The organism is Nitrospirota bacterium (assembly GCA_020846775.1).
GTDB lineage: Bacteria > Nitrospirota > 9FT-COMBO-42-15 > HDB-SIOI813 > HDB-SIOI813 > RBG-16-43-11.
Window position 1 is genome coordinate 25,482 of record JADLDG010000035.1, and the last position, 25,150, is coordinate 50,631.

Sequence of the window (25,150 nt, forward strand, 5' to 3'; positions counted from 1 at the left end):
TTCGACTCACTGCCTTACAAAAGTCCCTTGTCTGCAAAGCTTACATACTCCTTCTCACCCATGATTATATGATCGAGCACCTTAATCCCTATTAGATCACCTGCAGCTACCAGCCTTTTTGTTATATCAACATCCTCCGGACTTGGTGACGGATCCCCGCTCGGGTGGTTATGAAGGAAGATTACTGACGCAGCTGAGTTCCTTATCGCCTGAATATAGACCTCCCTCGGATGGACAATGCTTGATGTCAGACATCCTTCCGACACAAGGTAGTCGGCAAAGATCCTGTTCTTTCCATCAAGCATAAGCAATCTGAAGGTCTCTTTTTTTAGCCCCTGATAATATGGTAAATAATGGCGGTAGACATTATAGACATCCTTGCTTGAGAGGATGCGAACCTTCCTGTTGAGCGGGAATGAAGATGCCCTTTTACCGATTTCTATGGCGGCCTTTATTTGTGCAGCCTTAGCCGGCCCAATTCCCTTGATGGAACAGAGCTCGTGTATGGTAGCCCCGGCAATAGCGCTTAAATCACTGTAATGCTGTAAAACCTCCATGGCAAGTTCTAAAGCGCTCTTCCCTTCACTACCTGTACGGAGCACAATTGCAAGCAATTGTGCGGCTGAAAGATGTTCGGGACCGGCCATCAAAAGCCTTTCCCTCGGTCTCTCGTCCAAAGGCCAGTGATTTATGTTAACTTTAGACACAGAAGATTCCTTATCCCGCTATAAATTCCGTTTTTTTCCGTTTATTGCTCAATTAATTTCGTTCTTTGCTATATTGCTTGACCCTGTTAATCCTATATCATATACTCTACAAATGTTCATCTGGAACAGGATATACAAGGAACTCGGGATATCCTTAGAAGGACTCAGGAAGAGTCTCATGGAAATAGCAATTACCATGAGCGAGAACACCCGGATTGCAAAACTCCTTTACCAGATATTTGAACTCCAGAAGAAAGTGGACAGGATATATATAAAGACGGGGAAAATTGTTCATGAACTGCACCCCCTTCCGGTTTCTGAAATAGCGGACCATGAAAAAGTCAGAGACAATATATCCAGACTCAAATCACTCAAGTCAGACATTCACAATATAGAAAAGGAGATAAACCTTTTAAGAGAAGAGCGGATAAAATCAAAGCTCGAAGAATTAACAAGATATATGAGACGCGGAGGATATACAATCGAAGAGTTTATTGTTGCACCAAACTCCTCTGCAATAAGTAAAACCTCTTTAGAGCTGATTCTTCCAGAGGGCGGAATAGTTGTTGCCATCATTCATAATGAAAAGTTTAACCTGCCTCAGGACATGATAAAACTTTTCGAAGGAGACAGGGTCTTTGTCCTGGGTACTATGAATACTATCATGGAGTCCGCAACAATATTTTCCTCATCCACACAACTCGCCTGACAAATTATCACCTGTTACATCTGTTATTTGAACCCTGACAATCTGATTAATGCACGAAGAAGAACTTTCATAAGCCTGTATCATAACCCGCAGGTAATTTCCGGTATATCCTTTGAGCAGCCCTGTCTCCGTATCCCTATTATTTTCAATCAGAACTTCAACAATTTTTCCAACATGTGCAATCTTAAAATTCATATTTTTCTCAACACTAAGATTCCTCAGCGTCTTACTTCTCTCTTCTTTTTCATTGCCATTCACCGTCTCCTTCTGCCCAAATGCTGCAGTCCCCTCTCTTGGCGAAAAAGAAAAGACATGGAGATATGTCAATGGCAGCCTTTCAATAAATCTGTACGTATTCTTAAAATGGATATCTTTTTCTCCGGGATAACCTACAATTACATCACATCCAATGCCGGCATCCCGAATCTTATCCTTAATTTTCAGTATCAGCTCTTCATAATTTTCAACACCATAGTTTCTGTTCATCCTGCGAAGGATATCGTTATCACCGCTCTGAAGAGGTATATGAAAATGCCTGCAAATACGTTCTTCTTCTGCAATTAGTTCAATCAATTCATCAGATACCTCCAGCGGTTCTATCGAAGAGAGCCTTATTCTCTCTATCTTCGTTTCTGACAGAATCCTCCTTATAACTGAATAGAGCGATGTCTTCGGAGAAAGGTCTCTGCCATATCCGCCGAGATGTACGCCACTTAGAACAATCTCCTTATAATCGCTGATGCATAATCCACCCACCTGCCTTATGACATCATCAGTAGAAAGGCTGCGACTCCCCCCTCTCGCAAATGGAACAATACAATATGAGCATCTGCTATCGCAGCCATCCTGGATCTTTAAAATTGCACGCGTTTTTTGCTGAAACCATTCAATTGCAGACATGTGCATGGATGATGTCTTGAATATATCACTGACATGGACATTTTGACTTGTATCCATTACCGTATCGGGATTAATACTTAAATAATCCTTTACTTTCTGTTTCTCATTATTACCAAGGACTAATGAAACACCCGGTATCTTTGCAATTTTCTGCGGATTCGTCTGAGCATAACAACCCGTCACAACAATGCGGGCTTTTCTGTTCTTTTTCAACGCCAGTCTTACTATCCGCCTTGATTCAGAGTCGCTTTTTTCCGTAACAGAGCAGGTGTTTATGACGTAAATATCAGCCTCTTCATCAAAAGATACAATGCTGTAGTCATTATTACATGTTACTGATGACTGCATCATTGCGGTATCAAATTGATTTATCCTGCATCCAAGGGTAGAAAAGGCAATCCTCTGCAATCAGCTCCTCCCCCCCCATCCCCTCTTGTTTAAAGACAGGGAGACTCTCCTGAATAGATACAGAGCAGTCATGGCTGCCATTGCTCCTACGCAATCTGCAGCGACATCATTGACATCAGAATCCCTCGCCGGGACAAAAGACTGATGGATCTCATCACTCACACCGTATGCAACCGTTACTGTTACGGTAAGAATAGCGATCAGCAAAAAGTTATTACTTCCGGTTGTCCTGGCAAAACCCCGGAATATTAATAAGGCGAATGCACCATAGACCAGAAAGTGAGCAAACTTGTCGAAGTGAGGGAACGGATCACTACCCGCAGGAAATGATAGCGATGACATTATAAAGATAAACATTGCAAATAAAAAGACAGGTCCCCAAAATATTATAAACCGTTTCATCTCAGATAATTATCCCTGTCAATGCAGAAAGTGAAGCTGACATTATCTTCACTCTCACGATGTCTCCTGTCTTAATTCCGGGATTCCTGGACAGATGCACAAGTTTGTTGGTGAGGGTGCGTCCTGACAACTTTCCTTTGTCCTTTTTGCTCTCCCCTTCGATAAGTATATCAAACTCACTGCCGATGCAATCCTGGTTTTTTATCAAAGTTATGCGGTTCTGGAGTTCTATTACCTTATTGAGCCTCTCCCGTCCTACTGCAAAAGGTATCTGGTCCTCATACAGACGGGCTGGTGAAAAAGGTCGCCTGGAATATTGAAATGCAAATGCGGCGTCAAAAATAATCTCATTTAACAAGTCCATTGTAAGATTGAAGTCATGATCTGTCTCTCCGGGAAAGCCAGTTATAATATCAGTTGTAACAGAGACGCCCGGGACAGCATCCCTGAGTCTCCTTATCTTTTCCCTGTATCCGCTTAAGGTATAATTCCTTTTCATCCTTTCGAGGACTGCATCAGAGCCTGATTGAACAGGCAGGTGAACGTTCTCGCAAACCTTTGGTAATGATGAAATGGCATTAATAAGATTGTCGTCAAAGTCTGCAGGGTGTGATGTTACAAACCTGATCCTTTCTATCCCCTCGATATCACTTATCATCTTCATAAGGTCAGCAAGGTTCGAGCTGCCGCCCAGATCCTTACCGTAAGAATCAACATTCTGTCCCAATAATGTCACCTCTTTAAAGCCATTTGCAGCAAGCCCTCTCACCTCATTGCAAATATCAGCAGGCTGCCTGCTCCTCTCCCTTCCACGGGTGAACGGAACCACACAAAATGAACAAAACTTATCACAGCCGTCAACAATCCCTACCCATGCCTTTACCGGATTTGACCGATTAAAAGAAAGATCAGCAGACTCAGCAGCATTATTTAAATATTTATTCCTGCGACGGGCGGTTGATACTCTGTCTCCCGATGTCATGCCCCTCTTCTCAAGTAGTCCAGGGATATCTGCAATATTGTCTGTTCCAAAGACTAAGTCTACATAAGGGGCCTTCCTTACTATATTAGCCCCCTCCTGCTGTGCTACACACCCGCCTACCCCGATGATCAGATCAGGGTTGGATTTCTTCAGTTCATTGATCCTTCCAAGGTCACTGTAACACTTAAACTCCGCCTTCTCACGAACACTGCATGTATTGAGTATAACCATATCCGCCTTGTCAGGAGAATCGGTAAGTGAATAGCCCATTCCAGACAGGACACCGGCGATCTTTTCCGTGTCATGTTCGTTCATCTGACAGCCGAATGTCTTGATAAAAAGTTGCTTTGACATATGTTAAATTTAACTCATTTTGCGCAAAAAGTTATTATCTAAACTACATCGTTTGACCCTAAAAATCAACAGGCCATATATGCAAATGCATTTAATATACCATACACATTGATTCGATTTTTTTAAAGTCACGGTTAAGGGAATTTAGTATGAACAAAAAGGCAGGCCACCGTCTCCGGCACAATTTTGCACAAAGCCCTGTGCATTTAACCGCCAAGCTGCACAAACATTCGTGCAGTCCTCCACCTGTTGCAAATTATTTACATCGTTAAATCATAAATTTGCATTTGGCGTCTTATTTGAGTAAACTCCTGTTAAATGAATGATAATCTTAATACCCTCCTTAGCCGTTTCCTCAGCTATATCAGGATAGAGAAAGGACTCTCTGCCAACACAATAGAATCATACAGAAGGGACCTGACAAGGTATCTGGCATATATTGATGAGAACAACATCCACGATGCACGTAGCGTCACCCTCAACATTCTGCGTGAATTTCTTGCCCAAATACTAAGAAATCAGACGTCAGTGTCATCTGTCAAACGTTGTATATCCTCCATACGTCATTTCCACAAATTTCTGCTCATGGAAGGACTTACTGACACAAACCCGACTACATACATAGAGTCACCCAGGGGTTGGCGGAGGCTTCCAAATACACTATCTCTTTCAGAAGTAGATGCGCTTCTGAAACAGCCTGATGAAAAGATCAATGAAGGTATCAGGGATTCAGCCATGATAGAATTATTATATGCCACAGGACTTCGGGTGTCAGAACTCATATCATTGAAACAGGGCAACGTTAACCTCGAAGTGGGATTTATAATCACTGTCGGCAAAGGGGGTAAGGAAAGGATAGTTCCTGCAGGCGAATATGCACTCGACAAGATCAGGCTTTATATTAAGACTGCAAGGAATCAGATCCTTAAAGAACGCCAGTCTCCACACCTGTTTGTAACATCCCGTGGTAAAGGTATGACCCGGCAGGGCTTCTGGAAGATTATAAAAAAACATTCCAGACTGGCAGGTATTGACAAGGCCATTTCACCACATACATTGAGACACTCTTTTGCAACCCACCTGCTCGATAGAGGCGCTGATCTGCGATCTGTTCAGATGATGCTTGGCCATTCTGATATTTCTACGACCCAGATCTATACTCACATAAACCGCGAGAGGCTGAAAAAGATACATGCAGAGTGCCATCCAAGACCTTAACTCCATGTCTGCTAACCCCCAGGGTGAAAATAGGATATAATATTAAAAACTATAATGGAGATTATAACTTCACATAGTAATACCGACTTTGATGCGCTTGCAGCCATGATTGCTGCAAGGAAACTGTATCCGGAGGCAAAGATGATCTTCCCGGGTACACAGGAGATCAATGTAAGGAATTTTATTTCAGAGAACCAGATCGAATTCATCAATATGAAAGAGATTCAGCATGATGAGGTAACCCGGCTCATTATTGTTGACAACAAAAATGCGGGACGTCTGACTCACGTATCAGAATTACTGAATATCCCGAATATAAGCGTTCACATTTATGACCACCACCCCTTCTCTCCTGGAGATTTGCGGGGAGAGGTTGAGGTAATTGAAGCGGTTGGCGCAGCGACGACGCTTCTTGTCGAGATATTAAGAGATAAAGAGATTGAAATAACCCCATTTGAGGCTACACTCTTTGCCATCGCAATATATGAAGAGACCGGCTCATTCACATTCCAGTCAACGACACAGCGAGACATCCTGGCTGCTGCATTTCTACTTTCATGCGGGCTTAATCTGAGGACATTATCACGATATATGGTACACGAAATGGATGCAGAGCAGATAGCCCTGCTGGACGAACTCATTCATAACGCAAAGACTATATATATTGACGGCGTCAAGGTAGTTATTGCAAAAGGAACAACTGATAAATATGTCTCGGAACTCTCGACCATTACACACAGAGTTCAGGATATGGAAAACCTTGACGTACTCTTTGTAATCGTAAGAATGGAAGATAAGATTCAGCTTGTAGCCAGAGGCAGACTTTCTGAAATTGACCTGGGTGCAATCGCAAGATATTTCGGCGGCGGAGGTCATGCCACTGCAGCCTCCGCAAGCATTAAGGATCTCACAACGATACAGGTAGAGGAAAAGATTTTAGAGCTCCTCAGAGAGACGATAAAACCGTTTAAAACCGCAAGGGATATAATGACAACCCCTGTTAAGACTATCAGTAATGACCTGACTATAAAAGAGGCAGGTGATCTTATGACCCGCTACAGCGTTAATGTGCTGCCCGTCATTGAGGGAGACAGTTTGATTGGCCTGATCTATCGGGAGATTATTCATAAGGCAATATTTCACAAGTTTGGAGAGGTACCGGTAACTGACTTCATGTCGACGGAGTTTGAAAAGGTCACGGGTGACACACCGTTCAGGGAGATAGAATCAAGCATGATTGAACATAATCAGCGGTTTATGCCGGTCGTTGAGGGTGACAGGGTAATAGGAGCGATTACCCGCACTGATATATTACGGGCGCTGCATGAGGATATATCAAGACCGTGGCTTTCATCCACTTTGGGTATAAGCAGTAAGGCTCATGAAAGAAATCTGAGAGTATTGCTTAAGGAACGGCTTCCGGCGAATATAGAAAAACTTCTCATGAGCATTGGAGAGGCCGCTGATTCATCCGGAGTTCATGCCTATGCCGTGGGTGGATTTGTAAGGGACCTCCTTTTTGGTTATAAAAACTATGACATTGACATAGTAATTGAGGGAAACGGTATAGAGTTTGCAGAAAAGTTCGCAGCAGATGCAGGCGCAAGGGTAAAGTGCCACCAGAAATTCGGCACAGCAGTAATCATTTTTCCGGATGGGTTCAAAATAGATGTTGCGACTGCACGGACAGAATATTATGAATATCCGACGGCTCTGCCAAAGGTTGAAGTATCCTCCTTAAAAAAAGACCTGTACAGAAGGGACTTTACGATCAACACACTCGCAATAAAACTGAACGGGCCGGACTTCGGATTCCTTATAGATTATTTTGGAGGACAGAGGGATATAAAGGAGAGGACCATACGGGTGTTGCACAACCTTAGCTTTATTGAAGACCCCACACGTATATACAGGGCTATCAGATTTGAACAAAGATTCGGGCTCAGGATAGCGCGGCACACACAAAGCCTTATAAAAAGCACTGCAAAGATAGACCTTTTCCACAGACTCTCTGGAAAGAGGTTATTTGCAGAAATTGTCCTGCTTCTGAGCGAAGATGACCCGGCAAAATCTCTTTCACGGCTCTCAGAGTTTGACCTCCTGAGGTTCATCCATCCTTCTCTTCAATGGGATGACAGATCAGTGACTATTTTTGAATCCATTAATGATGCCCTTGCATGGTACAGACTTCTTTTTCTTGATAAGAAATATGATTCATGGAAAGTTTGCTTTTTCGGTTTTATTGACCAGCTGTCCTGCAAAGCAACAGAAGAAACATGCCTTCGGTTGGAAATCAGGGAGAGGCTTCTTGACGAAATACTATCTGTAAAAAAAGATACTCCTGATTTAACTCAAAAGCTCCTTAATATTAATGATCCCTCAAACAGTATGATATATGAGCTTCTGAATAATCATTCTCAGGAACAGCTATTATACTTAATGGCCAGGACTGAAAAGGACGATGTAAAGAAATTTATCTCCATCTACCTGGATCATCTGCAGGATGTAAAACTCTTTATCACTGGTAAAGATATCGTACGACTTGGAGTTAAACCCGGCCCTGTATACACAAAGGCACTGAACCAGACTTTAAGTGCTAAACTCGATGGAATAGTTAAAACCCGAGATGAAGAACTGGAATTTCTTAAAGGCATTATAATTAAGGATACACTACAGAATAGCCCCTGTGTATAGTCTGCAGGAACACCTCATTTTCATCATAAAAGTAAACCCAAAGCCTTCTTGCAGAATAAACGGGGAATGAATATGATATTTCAGACGAACCTTTTGGTGACAATGACCTCAACTCCCCTTTACCGTCATAGTATACTTTAATCTTCCGCTGCCTTTTTTCATTATTCCACATCCTGATTGTAATATTTGCTTTATCTCCGGCAAAATAAATCTCATTGTCTGAAAGCACTGAAAACCCGAGGGACGGCTGCGGAATGGGCTTTGCGGCCTTTCGACTTGCTGCCGGGACATTATGCGCGGATAATTCTTCAGTCGTCAAACCTGTCCAATTGATGAGTCCGCTGAAAAGGTTAATCTCGTCCCAGGTCGCCCGCTGATGCATATACGCCCAGTCTGTAAACAATGTTGTCGCAATAACAGTCCCCTTCCCATATTTGTATACAACCATAACCGGCTGGCCGCTGATCCGGTTTCGAAGCAGAGGTTTACTCGTACTGGGAAAGATTTCTATAGATCCGTCAACATTAATGTTAAGTTCTGAAGAAGTAAGCCTTGATGCTATAGGATGCGTCATTGACAGGATAGATGACGATGATAATTTACTCTGGTCTTCAATCCAGCCGTAAGCGGTAAGAGGTTTACCATCAGGGACCGGAAGAATAGAATAATCACTACCGACCCTCTGTGATAATACAAGCAGTGTCCCGCCGTCTTTAACATATTTCTTCAAAACGACCCTGAATCTCTCCCGGTCTTCTATTGATGTTAAACCACCCGAAGGGATAACAAGGAGCCGGATTGCTGAATAGATGTCTGGCGCTTCATTCTCTGCAATCATCCTTACCGGCAGAAACAATCCAAAAAACATCCCTGCATTCCTGCTGTATCCATTATCAAGTATTGCAATCCCGGATTCATTATCAGTTTTAAGTCTAATATTCTCAAGATTTGTTGGATATAAATCATCGCCAAGGAGTGCACTGTCATCAGGCTGATCAGCGCCCGGATTATCATTCTCTCGGAGTTGGGCCAACGATGATGAAGATATTGAAAATATAATAACCGCAAAAAAAATCGGAATGATACGTCTTAACATATTCAGCCGTCCATATTTAACTCACTATTTAACACTCAGGTGGTTATATAAGTCTGCCACCAATCCCTCCCGCAATCCGGAATCACTAACCGTCATCTCATCAAATCCAAACCATTCCATAACCTTATATGTGACCAACGCACCTGCGACAATCAGGTCCTCTCGTCCTTCCTCAACTCCTGGGAGATTGATCCTCTCTTCGTTGGTCATTCCTGCGAGAAGATTCAGGATATTTTTAATTCCACCTTTGCTGATCCTATAGCCGTTAATCTTCTCTGGATCGTATACCCGCATCTTCTGCTCTATGGCAGCAAGGCTTGTCACAGTGCCGGCGGTACCTATAAACTCGATACTTGCCAGGCTCCTGCCGCTATCTTTTAAACCAATGAAACTAACCTCTTTCTCAAGATGGTCAACAATTGCAATTTCAAGCAATTTGATTTCTTTCGTCAGAGGGGGATCGGATTTAATATACCGCTCACTGAACCTGACAACACCAATATTTGTACTCTTCCTGAACACTATATTCCCTTTTGAAACCAATATAAACTCGGTACTGCCTCCCCCGATATCCATCATCAAAACATCATGTCCTGATATTTCTATCGCAGACGAAACACCAAGCATTGTCAGTCTTGCCTCTTCCTCTCCGGAAATGACATTAACATCAATCCCTGTCTCAACTTTAACCCTGCTGATAAATTCTCTTCCATTGTCAGCCTCACGAACAGCGCTGGTGGCAACGGCATTAATACTTTCAACGTGCAAATCACTGCATTTGCCGGCGTATCCTTTAAGTACACTGATAACCCTATCCACTGCCTCATCTTTAAGTATTCCGGCAGATGATATACCCTCACCAAGCCTTGCTATATGGCGGTCTGATTCTATTGTCCTGTATTTGCCTTCACCATAATATTCAGTAATCAGCAACCGTATGGTATTTGTACCAATGTCTATGCCAGCGAGTATCACTTGATGGCCCCATCGCTGTATCGCAACTCATTGCTCACTGCTTTATACTCATTGCTTCTTCAACTCCCTTAAGCTCTCAATTTCCTTCTTAAACTGATCTTCTTCTATCATTACACTATCAATCATTTCGATTAGATTTTTTGTGTCGTCTCTGTTATTAAAGGAGCTGTCTTTTTTTTCAACTGCCTCCACAAACCTTTCCCCAAGCTCCCTGTAAAAAGCTGAAAGACGGTTATGGGTCTTGAATATATCCAGTCTGTATTTAACCAGGTCAACTTCCGTCATTGTCTTTAAAAAAAGGGAGGTACCCTCTTTTCTGATAACGGAAAGCCCTTCCGAAAGATCATGCTGTATCCTGCTCAATATATCCATTTGCTGATACTACATCGTTGTCAGGACAAAATCAACTTGTCCTTCCATCTGCGCTCAATTGCATTACGAAGTACTTTATGATCCGGATGTGTAAGCATTGGATCCTTTGCTACAAGGTCAAATGCCTCCCTGCGTGCAGTTTCCAGGACTTTAGAATTCCTGAGAATATTTGCGACCTTCAGTTCCGGAAGCCCTGCCTGTCTTGTACCAAAGAAGTCACCTGGTCCGCGTATAGACAGATCCTCCTCTGCTATCTCGAACCCGTTATTCGTCCTTTCCATAACTGTAAGTCTCCGTCTCCCATCTTCAGAGATAAAACCATCCGTTAAGAGGAGGCAGCAGGATTTACCACCGCCTCTTCCTACTCTGCCCCGCAGTTGATGTAGTTGAGAAAGCCCGAATCGTTCAGCATGTTCAATAACCATTGCAGTTGCATTGGGGACATCTATACCGACCTCAACAACAGTAGTAGATACAAGGATGTGAATATTATTATTTTTAAAATCTTCCATAATCATTTCTTTCTCTGTGTTTTTCATTCTTCCGTGCAGGAGACCGGTATTATATCCCTTAAATGCCTCACGCAGTTTTTCTGCCATTTCAACAGCACCTTTGAGGTCAACCTTCTCAGACTCTTCAACAAGAGGATAGATTACATAAACCTGCCTCCCTTTTCCAAGTTCTTCCTGCATTATATAGAAGGCATCTTTCCTGTTTTTTCCATACAGCCATCTCGTCTGAACAGGAGTTCGCTCAGGCGGCAACTCATCTATTACGGAGAGGTTGAGGTCACCATAAACCGTCAGGGCAAGTGTCCGTGGTATAGGTGTTGCCGTCATAATCAGGACATCAGGACTATACCCCTTTTTTTTAAGGGCTGCCCTCTGAAGCACGCCAAATTTATGCTGCTCATCTATCACGGAGAGGCCCAATCTCTGGAACTTTACCCCCTCCTCAAGGAGGGCATGAGTACCAACGATAATTCTTGCTCTTCCATTTGCTATATCATCAAGGATAGCGCTTTTTTCTCCCGGTTTTATGCTTCCCGTAAGAAGGGCTGACGGAATACCAAGTGTATCAAGGTATTTCTTAATGTTACGATAGTGCTGTTCAGCCAATATTCCTGTAGGCGCCATTATGACAGACTGATAGTCATTTTCTACAGCCATCAGCATAGCCCAAAGCGCCACTACTGTCTTTCCGCATCCCACATCTCCCTGAAGGAGTCTGTTCATAGGATGAGGCGCAGTCATATCCTCTTTGATTTCACTAATAACCCTCTGCTGTGCATCCGTAAGTTTGAATGGCAAAAGTGAATAGAGTTTCTCAGTCATTTGGTCATTAATTTCAAAAGAAGTACCGCTCTCTTTCAAAACAATACCCTTTTTCAAGGCAAGCCCTGCCTCGAGAAGGAAAAACTCTTCAAATACAAGTCTTTTGTAGGCCAGGGTCTCACCATTATTAAGACTATCCAAAGCTGAACCTTCAGGCGGAAAATGAACATCATTAATGGAATTATTCAATTCCGGAAGATTATACCTGACAAGAATCTCTGGTGAAAGCATTTCCGGGATATTTGTACTGTCGAGTACACCCTTGATTATAGCTCTAATAGTCTTTTGGGATAAACCATTAGTTACATGGTATACAGGCACAATCCTTCCTGTATGAATCAGATCATTATCTTCTGATCCTATGACCTCATATTCAGGCCCCTCCATACAGATGCCAGACCCGCGATAGTCGGATTTCACGTGACCACTGACTACTACTGTAGTCCCTTTCCTCAGGACATCTTTAAGAAATGACTGATTAAACCACTTGGCCGTTATGTAACCGGTCTCATCTCCAATGACGGCCTCAAATATTTTCTTCCGTTGCCTTGGTGTAACTACGACCATTGCAGACACTATCTTTCCCTGGACAGTTGTAAACCCAGGGTTACTCGATCTATACAATTCTTTAATTGAAGTAAGGTTCCCCCTGTCCTCATACCTGAAAGGGAAATAATAGAGAAGGTCCTCCACTGTAAACAGGCCCAATCTGTTGAAAAGTCTGACCCTTGCAGGACCGACCCCCTTTACATACTGTATATCACTATGAAATTCCATAAACAGGTCTTCCAAATAAAAAGTTGCATTATTACCGTATCTTATGATAGTATTACGAGTCTTTTTATTCAAGGTTTTATTGATCAGGAGGGATAAAGTGGCAAGAGAATGTAAAGTATGTGGTAAAGGCAGGCGTTCTGGGAACAATGTTAGTCACGCAAACAACAGGACAAAAAGGGTGTTTCATCCAAATCTTCAGAGGGTACGGGTAATTGTAAACAGTGCACCAAAATACATCATGGCATGTACCCGTTGTCTTAGATCAAACCGTGTGCAAAAGGCGGTATAGTTTAACGGCAGGCGATGGCTTCTATCTCAATACGAGCATCTTTGGGAAGGTTTGAAACTTCGACGGTAGATCTCGCCGGTGGATTATCCGAAAAATAACTCTTATAAATATTATTAACCCTGTCAAAATCTTCAAGCCTTTTCAGGAATAACGTGGTTTTTACTATATCTGTCAACTCCATCCCGGCAGCTTCAAGAATGACTTTAATATTGGATATGACCTGCACCACCTGATCTTCTATTGGACCATTTACTGTTTCGTTTGTAGCAGGATTGACAGGTATCTGACCGGATATGAATAGAAACTTCCCAAATTTAATTGCCTGAGAATATGGACCTATTGCAACAGGCGCCTTTTTTGCCGAAACAACCTTCTTGACATCATCACTCATCATTTTCACTTAACGCCTGCATTACCTCACCCTTTTCCAATGCCCGGTCCCTTAACATATCACGCTGTCTTTTAAAGATGTACTTGATGAGGGTCTCTCTGTCATCCTCTTTTATTGTCAGGAAATTTATGACTGTCTCAAAATAGTTTTTTTCATCAGGTATTAGATCCTCTGACATATCTCGTCTTATTACCTCGCCTGTTACAAAGATACTTGCAGGCGGGATAAAGGGGAGAACAATACATAAAATCATTAGCTGACCTGCCGTTGCAGGTGTATCCAGGTGAATTCTTATACCAGAGGCACTGATACAGACATCCTGTTCCTTTGGTATCTCAACTATGGTCCTGCATTCAGGCGCTACGGTCTCAATAAGAATATCCATCTTCCTGTGTAAATCAATAATATGATTTAGCAACTTTGTATGATTCTCTTCTAATTCCTCTGAGGGCAGCAGTTGCGGGTATTTATTCCAAATATAAGGGAAATATCTTTCAGGTCTGTTATTTTCTGCGATATCCTCTGCTGTAACAAACCTGTAGGCAAGCGGAATCTTATCTATGATCCTTACATTCTCTCTTCTGTCTATTGGCAGCATATTATATGTTAAAACACGAATGGTCCTAAAAATGAGTTGTCATGAGTAAATAAACGTCCACTCACCTCAATCCTGTTCCTGCCAGACTTCTTTGCATCATATAGGGCCTTGTCCGCCACGGAAATCATATCATCAACTGATTTGATTCCGGGACTAGGACAGCTTACAACACCAAAGCTTGCTGTCACCCTGATATTCTGCTCCTTAAAAAATACCGGTTGTTCTTCCAGAATTCTCTTAAGTCTTTTTGCGGCAAAAAATGCCTGTTCAACAGTTGTTTCCGGAAGGATAATTGCTATCTCATCTCCACCATAACGTGCAGGAACATCAATCTCTCTCAAACTCCTTATAAGCCTGTTTGAGATTTCATGTAATACAGCATCACCTGCCTGATGTCCATGCTGATCATTAATATGCTTGAAATTATCCACATCTATCATCAGGAGTGAAACAGGATTTTGATACCTCATGGTGCTCTTAAATGTTCTGGTAAGGCTCTCATAAAAATATCTGTTATTGAATAACCCGGTAAGGCTGTCAGTCGTTGCAAGTTCCTTTACTTCACGATGAATCTCTGAGTTCCTAAGTGCCAGCGCAAGGGTACTCACCAGCATAGATCCAAGATTATGCTCGTATCCTGTAAATTGTTTATCCATCTTCCTAATCAGGTGCAATGCTCCTATTCTCGTATCACCAATTTCGATTGGATAACACAACCTGCCTGACAACTTTGAATTAAAACCCAAGCTCTCAGTCTGATCAGTTTTAATGCAATTTATTTCAACCTTGTAATCATCATTATCATCGGTCTCAACAACCTTCTTTATTGTTTGCAAGACATACTTCTTTATCTCTTCAGTATCTGCTACATATAACTGCATTGTTGAGAATACCCATAACTTTTTTTGTTTGAATAGGACGACACAGAAAACATCGTGGGGCACTATATCCTGCATAATTGCAGCAGCGGAGGAAATGATTTTGTCGGAATCCAATGTACTTACTATTGCCTTACTCAGCTCATTTAAACAGCTTAAATCATCTCCCCATTTCTTCAAAGCATTCTTCTCTTCCAGAAGCTTCTTCTTTTGAATTCTTAATGCACTGTTTACCTTCTGAAGTTTCTTATATAGTTCCTGATCTATCTTTTTTTCCATATTGGCTTACATTATATGCACTAACTATGCCATTACCTGAAGTCATTGTTGCGGTACAGCAGATAATCATTTCTAATTGATTTTATTCAATAAAATTGAAACTACCACGAGCTGCGTCAAACAACAAATGCCAATTCGCCACTACTGTCGTCACATAATTGACGACTATTCGGCAGATTTGTCAACTCCCGGTGCAGTTTATGCCGCACGCCAATTTAATAAGAACCATAACCGATGCCCTGCTTCTCTATAAGCTGTGCAGTAATAGTGCCCACCTTAACCTTACTCTCCATCTTAACAGGCATCTTAACCTCGTCATCGGTAAACCAGATAAATACCTCTCCTTTATTGACAAATAATCCCTCAAATTTAATTAAGGTCTTAACTTTTAAAGTATCAAATGTGCCTGCTGGCACCACTACCTTCTCTTTATCCATAACAAGGAAAACCACTGTCCAGGTTTTCTTCCCGTCATGAACCTCAATGTTTACAGACTGCCCGGTCTGTAGTGGGATCGTCCGGAGAAAATATACCACTGATAACGGGTCATGAACACCGGAAGGTATTTTAGATATCTGTCTCTTGCCTCCGGATTTGTGGTTAATAAAAGTCGCCAGATTATCATCTCTGTTAAAAACTATCTCCTTGTCACTCCTGTATGATCCTTCCTGTTGTCTTGAACGGTATTTATAAGGCTGAAGGCTCTTGATGTCAACATATGACTCGACGACATCCTTTACGGGATAAAACAATGAAATAACTGAATTTGATTTTAACTCAGAACTTATTTTAAGAACGGATTTATTATCATAAACTGCATTACTAACTTCAAAAACTGAGGTGCCTCCATTCACACCATACCATGATACATCAAAAACCAGGCGTTCACCGGATGAAAATGGAATAGCTGAGGAGGAGGAAGAAAACGAAAGAGTTATGAATAAAAATATAACGATATAAGTCGTTATAGATTTTATATTGAAACCCTCATCTTTGCTTTAAAATATTCGATTGTCTTTGTTAGTCCCTCCGTTAATTCAACTGTCGGTTTCCACCCCAGGACAGAAGTTGCCCTTGCAATATCAGGCTGTCTTACCTTGGGGTCATCTTCAGGAAGGGGTGTATTAATTATCCTGCTTTTACTGCCTGTAAGTGAGAGTATCTCTTTTGCCATGCCAACCACCGTCATTTCGTGCGGATTACCAATGTTGACAGGCATTTTATAATCTGACATCAATAGCCTGTATATACCATCAACCATATCATCTATGTAGCAGAAACTCCTTGTCTGCAAACCGTCTCCAAAAACTGTTACATCCTCGTCCCTGAGTGCCTGAGCTATAAAGTTGGGAATAGCCCTCCCGTCCCTTATCCTCATCCTGGGTCCATAAGTATTAAATATCCTGACAATCCTTGTATCTACCTGGTGGTATCTGTGATATGCCATTGTCATAGCCTCTGCAAACCTTTTTGCCTCGTCGTAGACCCCTCGAGGGCCCACAGGATTCACATTGCCCCAGTAGTCTTCATTTTGAGGGTGGATTAGCGGATCACCATAAGTCTCAGATGTGGAAGCCAGAAGAAACCTCGCCTTTTTCTCTTTGGCCAGACCAAGAACTTTATGAGTGCCCAGGGAACCAACTTTTAGTGTCTGAATCGGATACTCCATGTAGTCAAGGGGACTAGCCGGACTTGCGAAGTGAAGTATATAGTCAAGATCCCCCTTAATATATATATAGTTTGTTACATCATAATTTATGAAAGAAAACCTGCTGCTTTGTATGTGACTTATATTATCCGATGAACCTGTGATGAGATTATCCATGCAGATAACCTCATCTCCTCCGGCAAGAAACCTGTCACAGAGATGAGACCCTAAAAAACCTGCGCCGCCTGTTATTAATACCTTAGCCATATCTTTTACCTCTTTATTCTGAACTCCCTGACCTTACCCGCATCCTCTCCCTGAGAAATTGCATATTCATCATTGTATTCTTCACATTGCTAATTGCTCTCTTTGACGCGGCTGTATCCTACTTCTGACCTTTGACGCCTTCAGCTTGACTGCCTCCTGACGTCGGTTTACCTGATCCCTGCAGAGGGCCCTTTGTTAAATCCGGGGAATCTCCCCTAAGCTTGCCTAAACGGGCCTTTGCCTCCTGACTCCAGGCAGATGATGAATATGTCTTTATTAAATTATCGTATTGCTCTATCGCTGAAGCTGTATCACCTGAAGCCTCATAAGCCATGGCCATCTCATAAACAGCTCTGTCTTTTATCAATGCAGTCTTTAGCGAGAGCACCTTTTTGAATGTTGATAGGGCATCAGTGTAATCACCCTTTGCCATGTATGCTGAACCAAGATTGATATATACCAGAGGAAGTATTGTATCCTGCTCAGGAAATTTGTCAATAAAGATCTTGTATACCCTGATGGCATCATCATATTGTCCAAGGGCTGAGTAACTATTGCCAATATAATAATAAGCTATACGTGCACTCTTGCTGCCTGAATATTTGTCAGCAATTTCCTGAAACATAGATATTGACTTTGAATAGTTTTCTTCCTGGAAGTAATTGTAAGCGCTATACTCCATAGCAGAGGCTTTCTTATCCCAATGAGATGTCAGAAGTTTATATGATATCGCACCGGCAATAATGATAACGATAGCTGATACCGCTATAATCAGCGGCATTTTGTACTTTTCAAATATTCCGGTTGACCTGGTCTCAATCTCCTGTAAAATGGCATGCAAGTCTTCTGGTTGACTTGATCCTTCTTTTTTTCTGGGTACCCGTTTCTTTATTTTCACAAAATCACCTCTTTATATAGTTTGTAAATCAAATTCCTAAACTTATAAATACTATGTAATTCAACTTTCCTTGTCAAGTGGCCAATTGTATGGTATCTATTTATAAGTGAATCAAACCTTTCATAACCTTAAGTACATTGAAAAAAAAAGATGGGAACTATTAAGTCTTGAATTATTAGTCCTCTCTTTCCTCACTATTTCCATCATAGTATTGTCTCTCCTTGAACAAAAGTATTTAACTCTCTTATTTTTGCCAATTCTTACGGTATTATTCTCTGCCTACATAATTAACAAACAGCGGGAATTAAAGAAACTTGATGAAGACCTTTCAGAGGAGCTGTTCAGGAATGTTGAAGAGAAGATGAAGGCAGCCTCAATGCAAGAGAGACTAAGAGAAGTAACCCTGCTATACAGGGCAGGCCGCATAACGGTTTCATCTCTAACACTGCAAATGAAGCTCGACAAGATGCTGCATCTTGCTTTCAATATGGTAAATGCCAATAGAGCGTCAATCATGTTGATAAATGAGAGAATGGGGAACTTTGTAGTTGCAAGCTCTATAGGCAATTACCCGGACATAGTAAGGGCCAATTCGCAAAGGGTGGATGAAGGCGTAGCGGGATGGGTCTGCAAACACGGGACACCTCTGATCCTTACAGGGAAAGTTAATGATGACAGGTTTCACAACTTCCAGGACAAGCCTGAAGATATCTCTTCTTCGATTTGCCTGCCCATAAAACTGAAAGGACAGGTAATAGGAGCGCTTAATTTAAATTATCAGCATGAACAAAAAAGGGTTTTTACAGAACACGATGTACGTTTATTGTCCATCTTTGCAAGATATATCTCGACAACAATTGAGCAAACACAGATTTCTTTAAAGAAACAATCAATCCAGGCTTAATGAATTCCTTGTTTTTGCATTCTTGCAAAAGATCTTCGCACCTATAATACCGAGTTCATACAATATTATAAGTGGAACAGCCATTAATAATTGATTAAATACATCAGGAGTCGGTGTTAATACGGCTGCCACTATAAAATTGACAAGAATGGCATACTTGCGGTTCTTTGTTAAAAATCCTATGGTAAGAATCCCTGTTTTAGTAAGAAAAATAATCACAATCGGAAGTTCGAAAATTAAGCCAAATGCCAGCATGAACTTCATAACAAAATCCAGATATGAACCGATTGATATCATGGGAGTCAGGTTCGACGTCTTGTATGTAAACAGAAATTCAAGAGCATATCTGAGAATAACAAAATAACAGAAAAGAACTCCAAGTACGAAGGAAACTATACCTACAATCAGAAAGGGCAGTGCATATTTTCGTTCATTTCCATAAAGCCCGGGTGATGCAAACCTCCACAACTGGTAAAGAATTACAGGCATGGCAATAAAAAACCCTGCAAGAAATGCCACCTTAAAGTTAGTCCAGAGTGCCTCGGCAGGGGATAAGAACACGAAGCTATGCTTGTGCTCACTGCTTATAAGATCTGTTAGAATTTTAAGAAGATCTTCAGAAAAATAAAAGGAAATAACGAACCCGGCAACAACCGCTACTACGGATACAATCAGACAAGTCCTTAGCTCTGCCAGGTGCCCTGTCAGAGACATCTTCTTGTCTGAGAATGTCTCATTTACATTATCATTACTCATCTATTCCGCTTCTTACATCTTTCTTAGACGCTCTTCTTTCCTGCCTTCTGCTTACTTTCCTCTTCCCGGAATATCTTGAGCATTATATCCTTTGCAAGAAGTTTCTCCTTCTGTAGATTCTTTCGAAGAACCTCGTCTTCAGGTGTAAGTACGTGCTTTCTGTTCAGACTCCGTATTTCCCGTTCAAGCCTGTCATGTTTTTCCTCCATTAGCAGATACTCATCATTCTCCCTGCGCAGTTTTTCTTTCAAAGCCACACGCTTCTCTTTCATAAATCCCCCTCTCCGGCCCCATTAAAGCTCAAGGGCCATAACAAGTGCATCTTCCACAGGATTCTTATAGTACTTGGTTCTGCATACAATAACATTAAATCCAAATTTTCTATACAATTCCTGAGCCGCCATATTAGACCGCCTCACTTCCAATAATACGGTCTTTACACCATCTATTTTCCAGTAATCAATTGCAAATAGTAAGATGATTCGAGCGATGCCTTTTCTTCTGTAATTCTTTAGTACTGCAATGTTCATAATATGTGCTTCATCAACTACGCGCCAGAAGCAAAAATATCCAACTAATTTCCCTGAAATCTGCCTGGCCACCCAGAGACGCGAAAATGAATTAAACAATTCTGAATGAAACATCTCAATGGCCCATGGATCAGAAAAGGCCTCTCGTTCAATCTGCATAACATCAAAGAGGTCCTCTTCTTTCATATCTTCAATTACGATGTTGTCCTCTCTGATCAATACCATCCCTCTGCCGGCCTCCTGCTTCCCCGTACGATTATCCCTGTCTTGCCATAAACTTAATCTCTGCCTCAGACTTACGTATATAGACAGGGACCAGACTTCCGGAACCGGCCTTGCCCTTCTGAAAGTTTTGCAGACCCAATATTGCAACAGATATCCCGGAAGGCAGTATAGTATTGGCAGGGGCAAAAAATGCCAGATCTCCCAGATGTCTCTTTAACAGATCCCTGTAGACATGTACCCCATCCCCTGTAAACATAACTGGTTCATTGAGCCTGTCAATGAGCTTATCGGGGGATATTACAAAATCATCTGTCTGCCTGATAATACTACCATTGTCCGTATATTTAAAGAGGGCCGTATAAACCTCACTTTTCTTAGCGTCGAGGAGTGGACAGACGAGATACCTGCAAAACGGGGTATTAAATGCAAGCGCCTCGAGAGTAGATACAGGAACAACACTCTTTCCAGATACCAAACTGAGCCCTTTGACCGTACCCAGACCTATCCTCAGTCCTGTAAAAGAACCAGGCCCTATTGAGATTGCCAAACACTCTATCTGATCCAGGGTAATTTGTACACTCTCAATAAGACCGGAGACAGCCTCCATCAATCTCTCAGAATGAGTTCTCTCAATATTGAGGCTAATCTGACCAAGGGGCCTGTCATCATCAATAATACCAACACTACCCATCATGGTGGATGTATCTACACCTATTACCTTCATTTCTTAACCTCATTATATACTATCTTCTTAAACCTCACCCTACCTATCTTTCGTCCTATTCCATTGTTTATTATAATCTCAAACGGCGTCATTATGCCATTGACAGCCCTGAAGTCTCTGTAGATCGCATCAAAAATTCTGACACCATATTTGTCAGGAAGGCTTGAGTAAAGTTCTTTTTTTACTATCACCGTTTCTGTTTTGTCAATCCACCAGCGCCGTAGCGGATTGGCAATACCGCCTGAACAGATCAGCTGAGTCACCACATAGAGATTACCTGTCTCCTCTGTAAACCAGCTATATTCCCTGGAATTATCACTTCCGTAAAAATCAATAACCTCCTTAATGATGTTTGGAGGTAGTGTATCCTTATCCGGGAAATTACTAACATCACCGGAAATAACTCCATCTACAAGCTTGATATCAAATAGGGTAAAACCGGCCGGCGAGAGACCGACAAGCCGGAAGATGCCCTCTTTTTCATAACTTAAATATGCATCAATGGAAGGGCTGGCAACATCAGCAGGTTTAATATTCAGTTCAGCCCTTAAACTATTTACGGCCAGTAATCTCTCCTGAAGAAATTCAAAAGAACTTGTATCACTGCTTACAGAGAGATTAAGCGGCGGCCTCACTGATGTACATGATAGAAGAAACGGAATTGATAACAGTATAAATAAATAAAATACAATTTTCATCAGAAAAACATCGCATCAATCGCACTCTTGACCGTTGAAACTCCAATTACCTCAACATTGGTATTTATGGAAAGCTGACCTGCATTACGCTCAGGAATTATACAACGTTTAAAACCCAACTTTGCGGACTCCTTTACCCTGACGTCCGCGGAGGTCACGCCACGAACTTCACCACCCAGACCAACTTCCCCAAAAACCACCGTTTCCGGATCAATAGGAATCTCCCTGAAACTTGATGTCAGAGCGGCTATAATGCTCAGGTCAATAGCAGGCTCACTTAACTCAAGACCTCCAACGACATTGACAAAAATGTCCTGGCCCTGAATATGGATACCGACTCTTTTGTCAAGAACCCCGACCAGAAGCAGCAACCGGTTATAGTCAACACCGATTGCCCCCCTCTTAGGTATACCAAAAGGAGATGCGCTGACCAGTGCCTGAATCTCGGTCAGTATGGGCCGGCTACCCTCTATGCTGGCTGCTACAACTGAACCTGCTGAACCTGCTGTCCTCTCTGACAAAAAAAGACTTGAAGGATTTGATACCTCCTCAAGACCGCCTTCCCTCATTTCAAACACCCCTATTTCATGGGTAGACCCAAAACGATTTTTTACTGACCTTAATATTCTGTATGGATGTCCCCTGTCACCTTCAAAATACAAAACAGTATCAACGATATGCTCCAGCACCCTCGGACCCGCGATTGTCCCATCCTTTGTAACATGACCGACAATAAAAACAGGTACCCCGTTCTTTTTTGCATAATTCATCAGGATAGAGGCTGTTTCACGCACCTGACTAACACTGCCCGGGGCTGAAGAAATAGCGGCAGTATACATGGTTTGTATAGAGTCAACTATCAGGGCATTGTATGCTGACTTCTGAAGGTGTATCAGTATTTCATCTAAGGAAGTCTCAGATACGATGTAAAGGCCTTTTGAAGAAACATCAAGCCTTTCAGACCGGAGCTTAATCTGTGCAGGTGATTCTTCACCTGATATATACAGAACTTTTTTTGTAACGTCTGTTACTTTCTCAGCAACCTGCAGGAGAAGTGTTGACTTTCCAATTCCAGGGTCTCCGCCTATCAGAACAACTGATCCCGGGACAATTCCACCGCCCAGTACTCTGTCGAACTCCCCGATTCCGGTCAGCAGTCTGTCACCCTTCTCATACTCTATATCATCAAGTACACAGGGGATAATTTCTGAATCAGGGCTCCTGGTGGTAAGCGGTACGGCATTGACACTCTCTTCCGCTATAGTATTCCATCCGTTGCAATCGGGACACCGTCCCATCCATTTAGCTGAACTATAACCACAGGCTTGACATATAAACAGACTCTTCAGTTTCATATCCTGTCTTTATTAACTTTTAGACCCTACTCCCCTCCATCTGCATTGCCTCCCAGTGTCCGTGTGACTAATTCACTGATTTTTTTCTTATCCTTCGACGAAATATTTACGAATTTTATACCCATACCGGGAACAAAGTCCCTTGCAAATTCTATTCTGCTCCATACTACCAATCCTTTCATAACAGTCTTGTCAATATCTCCCGGCAGGAACAATTCCATTGTAATGACATCGTCTATTGAGAACGGGTGAAAAGTCTCTATAAACAGACCACCTCCCCCGATAACTGAGGTGAAACCCTCCTCTATCACTATGCTTTCAGGACTATGGTACTTTATAATCAGGGAAAGAGGAGCGCGTAAAAATCGTCGTCGTTCCTTATTCATATATCAGAATTACTTCATACGTCAAAAAGACCAAGCTGATTTATTTCGTCATCACTAAACGGAATAGGATAATCCCCATTAAAACAAGCAACACAGAATTTATCCGGCGGGTTGCTGACGGCCTTTAACATCCCCTCTATACTCAGATATGCGAGGGTATCTGCCGTTATTTGCCTGCCGATATCTTCAACCTCCATATTCGAGGCAATAAGCTCCCTTCTTGTAGGTGTATCTATACCATAAAAACAGGAGTATTTTACAGGCGGTGATGCTATCCGCATATGAACCTCGACTGCCCCTGCCTCCCGTATCATTGTTACTATCTTCTTGCTTGTGGTACCCCTGACGATGGAATCATCCACAACTACGACCCTTTTTCCTTTCAACACTTCTTTAACAGGGTTCAGTTTCAGTCTTACGCCAAAGTTTCTAATGGATTGCTTTGGAACAATGAATGTCCGACCAACATAATGACTCCTGATAAGTCCGTTGTCAAACGGAATACCGCTGCCCTCGGCAAAGCCCATGGCAGCAGGGGTTCCGGAGTCAGGAACAGGGATAACAATATCAGCATCAACCGCCGATTCTTTAGCCAGTTCTACACCCATCTTCTTCCGTATACTATTGACGCTCTCACCATACACATAACTGTCAGGACGTGCAAAGTAGATATGCTCAAAAATACAAAACGCCTCATTTACTTTATCAAATGGCATATATGATGTCAGTCCATTATTATTTATGACTACAACTTCTCCCGGCAGGATGTCCCGAATAAAACGTGCGCCTATCAACTCAAAGGAACTTGTCTCGGAAGAAAGTACAAGAGACCCGTTGATTTCACCAAGTGACAGTGGACGAAAACCATAGGAATCCCTTACACCAATCATCTCCTTATCCGTAAGTATCAGCATCGAGTATGCGCCTTTTACCTTTTTCAGTGCATCTATTATTCTATCAAGTATAGTCTTCTCTCTGGAAAGCGCTATCAGGTGGACAATGACCTCACTGTCAATAGAAGACTGAAAGATTGAGCCATGTGCCTCCAGCTCACGCCTGAGAAAGGATGCGTTGACTAAATTACCGTTATGGGCCAGTGCAAGAGAGCCCATTGCAAAGTTTACAACTACAGGCTGCACATTTTCGATGATACTATCGCCGCAAGTTGAGTATCTGTTGTGACCTATAGCGCTCCTCCCCTTCAGAAATTCGAAATTATCATCCTTGAAGATCTCGGAAACAAGTCCCATCCCTTTTTTGCTGTAAAGTTTACTGCCATCACATGATACTATTCCTGACCCTTCCTGCCCTCTGTGTTGAAGACCATGGAGCCCCAGATATGTGAGGTTTGCTGCCTCGTTATGATTAAAGATGCCAAATATTCCGCACATATATG

27 protein-coding genes are annotated in these 25,150 nt (G+C 42.1%); 5 read left to right on the plus strand and 22 right to left on the minus strand.

The window, feature by feature from the left end:
- Positions 1–14 precede the first annotated feature (14 nt).
- Positions 15–647 carry a DNA repair protein RadC gene (radC, locus tag IT392_05810; GenBank protein ID MCC6544005.1) on the minus strand — a complete coding sequence of 211 codons (633 nt, stop codon included), beginning with the start codon at positions 645–647 and terminating at the stop codon, positions 15–17.
- 238 nt (positions 648–885) lie between these two features.
- Between radC and IT392_05815 the strand changes: the two genes are divergently transcribed.
- Entirely contained in the window at positions 886–1,416 is a 531-nt protein-coding gene (locus IT392_05815; protein ID MCC6544006.1) for a TrkA C-terminal domain-containing protein, read from the plus strand.
- Here the strand turns inward: IT392_05815 and mtaB are convergent.
- Genes mtaB through miaB form a run of 3 tightly spaced genes read right to left on the minus strand, consistent with a single transcriptional unit; the run spans position 1,396 to position 4,462 of the window.
- On the minus strand, positions 1,396–2,724 hold the full coding sequence (mtaB, locus tag IT392_05820; protein ID MCC6544007.1) for a tRNA (N(6)-L-threonylcarbamoyladenosine(37)-C(2))-methylthiotransferase MtaB: 1,329 nt from the start codon (positions 2,722–2,724) through the stop codon (positions 1,396–1,398). The two genes, IT392_05815 and mtaB, sit on opposite strands and share 21 nt — an antisense overlap.
- Entirely contained in the window at positions 2,725–3,126 is a 402-nt protein-coding gene (vanZ, locus tag IT392_05825) for a VanZ family protein (protein MCC6544008.1), read from the minus strand.
- 1 nt (position 3,127) lies between these two features.
- The gene (gene miaB, locus IT392_05830) at positions 3,128–4,462 is read right to left on the minus strand and encodes a tRNA (N6-isopentenyl adenosine(37)-C2)-methylthiotransferase MiaB (GenBank protein ID MCC6544009.1); all 1,335 of its coding nucleotides are present in this window, start codon (positions 4,460–4,462) and stop codon (positions 3,128–3,130) included.
- A 318-nt stretch (positions 4,463–4,780) separates the two neighbouring features.
- On the opposite strand from miaB, the gene xerD reads away from it, so the two are divergent.
- Together xerD and IT392_05840 are read left to right on the plus strand one after the other, a co-directional pair.
- Positions 4,781–5,680 (plus strand): site-specific tyrosine recombinase XerD, encoded by a 900-nt coding sequence (gene xerD / locus IT392_05835; protein ID MCC6544010.1) that lies wholly within the window; start codon positions 4,781–4,783, stop codon positions 5,678–5,680.
- Positions 5,681–5,734: 54 nt separating this feature from the next.
- Positions 5,735–8,374, plus strand: coding sequence for a CBS domain-containing protein (locus IT392_05840; GenBank protein ID MCC6544011.1), 2,640 nt, complete (start codon positions 5,735–5,737; stop codon positions 8,372–8,374).
- Here IT392_05840 and IT392_05845 read toward each other — a convergent pair.
- Genes IT392_05845 through recG form a run of 4 tightly spaced genes read right to left on the minus strand, consistent with a single transcriptional unit; the run spans position 8,340 to position 12,928 of the window.
- Positions 8,340–9,470 (minus strand): hypothetical protein, encoded by a 1,131-nt coding sequence (locus tag IT392_05845; GenBank protein ID MCC6544012.1) that lies wholly within the window; start codon positions 9,468–9,470, stop codon positions 8,340–8,342. The two genes, IT392_05840 and IT392_05845, sit on opposite strands and share 35 nt — an antisense overlap.
- A 24-nt stretch (positions 9,471–9,494) precedes the next feature.
- Positions 9,495–10,445, minus strand: coding sequence for a Ppx/GppA family phosphatase (locus IT392_05850; protein ID MCC6544013.1), 951 nt, complete (start codon positions 10,443–10,445; stop codon positions 9,495–9,497).
- Between the two features lie 48 nt (positions 10,446–10,493).
- A complete protein-coding gene (locus IT392_05855) occupies positions 10,494–10,817 on the minus strand; it encodes a hypothetical protein (protein ID MCC6544014.1) in 324 nt (107 codons plus the stop codon).
- 20 nt (positions 10,818–10,837) lie between these two features.
- On the minus strand, positions 10,838–12,928 hold the full coding sequence (gene recG / locus IT392_05860; GenBank protein ID MCC6544015.1) for an ATP-dependent DNA helicase RecG: 2,091 nt from the start codon (positions 12,926–12,928) through the stop codon (positions 10,838–10,840).
- 97 nt (positions 12,929–13,025) lie between these two features.
- On the opposite strand from recG, the gene IT392_05865 reads away from it, so the two are divergent.
- Positions 13,026–13,217 (plus strand): 50S ribosomal protein L28, encoded by a 192-nt coding sequence (locus IT392_05865; protein ID MCC6544016.1) that lies wholly within the window; start codon positions 13,026–13,028, stop codon positions 13,215–13,217.
- A 1-nt stretch (position 13,218) separates the two neighbouring features.
- Here the strand turns inward: IT392_05865 and IT392_05870 are convergent, their stop codons facing one another.
- From IT392_05870 to IT392_05895, 6 genes are all read right to left on the minus strand, one after another.
- Entirely contained in the window at positions 13,219–13,608 is a 390-nt protein-coding gene (locus IT392_05870) for a RidA family protein (GenBank protein ID MCC6544017.1), read from the minus strand.
- Entirely contained in the window at positions 13,601–14,206 is a 606-nt protein-coding gene (locus tag IT392_05875) for a PilZ domain-containing protein (GenBank protein MCC6544018.1), read from the minus strand. The genes IT392_05870 and IT392_05875 overlap by 8 nt, the downstream gene beginning before the upstream one ends.
- 8 nt (positions 14,207–14,214) lie before the next feature.
- Positions 14,215–15,363, minus strand: a complete 1,149-nt coding sequence (locus IT392_05880; protein MCC6544019.1) for a GGDEF domain-containing protein — start codon at positions 15,361–15,363, stop codon at positions 14,215–14,217.
- 215 nt (positions 15,364–15,578) lie between these two features.
- A complete protein-coding gene (locus IT392_05885) occupies positions 15,579–16,340 on the minus strand; it encodes a DUF3108 domain-containing protein (GenBank protein MCC6544020.1) in 762 nt (253 codons plus the stop codon).
- Entirely contained in the window at positions 16,337–17,278 is a 942-nt protein-coding gene (locus tag IT392_05890) for an SDR family oxidoreductase (GenBank protein MCC6544021.1), read from the minus strand. The genes IT392_05885 and IT392_05890 overlap by 4 nt, the downstream gene beginning before the upstream one ends.
- A gap of 118 nt (positions 17,279–17,396) precedes the next feature.
- Positions 17,397–18,176 (minus strand): tetratricopeptide repeat protein, encoded by a 780-nt coding sequence (locus IT392_05895; GenBank protein MCC6544022.1) that lies wholly within the window; start codon positions 18,174–18,176, stop codon positions 17,397–17,399.
- Positions 18,177–18,282: 106 nt separating this feature from the next.
- Here IT392_05895 and IT392_05900 point away from each other — a divergent pair, with 106 nt between their 5' ends.
- Entirely contained in the window at positions 18,283–19,080 is a 798-nt protein-coding gene (locus IT392_05900; protein ID MCC6544023.1) for a GAF domain-containing protein, read from the plus strand.
- On the opposite strand, the gene tatC is transcribed toward IT392_05900, so the two are convergent.
- From tatC to IT392_05940, 8 genes are read right to left on the minus strand one after another with little or no spacing between them, the layout of a single operon-like run.
- Positions 19,066–19,836 carry a twin-arginine translocase subunit TatC gene (gene tatC / locus IT392_05905; GenBank protein ID MCC6544024.1) on the minus strand — a complete coding sequence of 257 codons (771 nt, stop codon included), beginning with the start codon at positions 19,834–19,836 and terminating at the stop codon, positions 19,066–19,068. The two genes, IT392_05900 and tatC, sit on opposite strands and share 15 nt — an antisense overlap.
- Positions 19,837–19,859: 23 nt before the next feature.
- Positions 19,860–20,108 (minus strand): DUF465 domain-containing protein, encoded by a 249-nt coding sequence (locus IT392_05910; protein MCC6544025.1) that lies wholly within the window; start codon positions 20,106–20,108, stop codon positions 19,860–19,862.
- Between the two features lie 21 nt (positions 20,109–20,129).
- Entirely contained in the window at positions 20,130–20,591 is a 462-nt protein-coding gene (gene rimI / locus IT392_05915; protein MCC6544026.1) for a ribosomal protein S18-alanine N-acetyltransferase, read from the minus strand.
- A gap of 31 nt (positions 20,592–20,622) precedes the next feature.
- The gene (tsaB, locus tag IT392_05920) at positions 20,623–21,315 is read right to left on the minus strand and encodes a tRNA (adenosine(37)-N6)-threonylcarbamoyltransferase complex dimerization subunit type 1 TsaB (protein ID MCC6544027.1); all 693 of its coding nucleotides are present in this window, start codon (positions 21,313–21,315) and stop codon (positions 20,623–20,625) included.
- Positions 21,312–22,013: a hypothetical protein gene (locus tag IT392_05925; protein ID MCC6544028.1), complete on the minus strand. Its 702-nt coding sequence runs from the start codon at positions 22,011–22,013 to the stop codon at positions 21,312–21,314. The genes tsaB and IT392_05925 overlap by 4 nt, the downstream gene beginning before the upstream one ends.
- A complete protein-coding gene (radA, locus tag IT392_05930; GenBank protein MCC6544029.1) occupies positions 22,013–23,368 on the minus strand; it encodes a DNA repair protein RadA in 1,356 nt (451 codons plus the stop codon). Before radA ends, IT392_05925 begins: the two co-directional genes overlap by 1 nt.
- A gap of 26 nt (positions 23,369–23,394) precedes the next feature.
- Entirely contained in the window at positions 23,395–23,754 is a 360-nt protein-coding gene (locus tag IT392_05935) for a PilZ domain-containing protein (GenBank protein MCC6544030.1), read from the minus strand.
- A 14-nt stretch (positions 23,755–23,768) separates the two neighbouring features.
- On the minus strand, positions 23,769–25,145 hold the full coding sequence (locus tag IT392_05940) for an amidophosphoribosyltransferase (protein ID MCC6544031.1): 1,377 nt from the start codon (positions 25,143–25,145) through the stop codon (positions 23,769–23,771).
- Between the last annotated feature and the right edge of the window lie 5 nt (positions 25,146–25,150).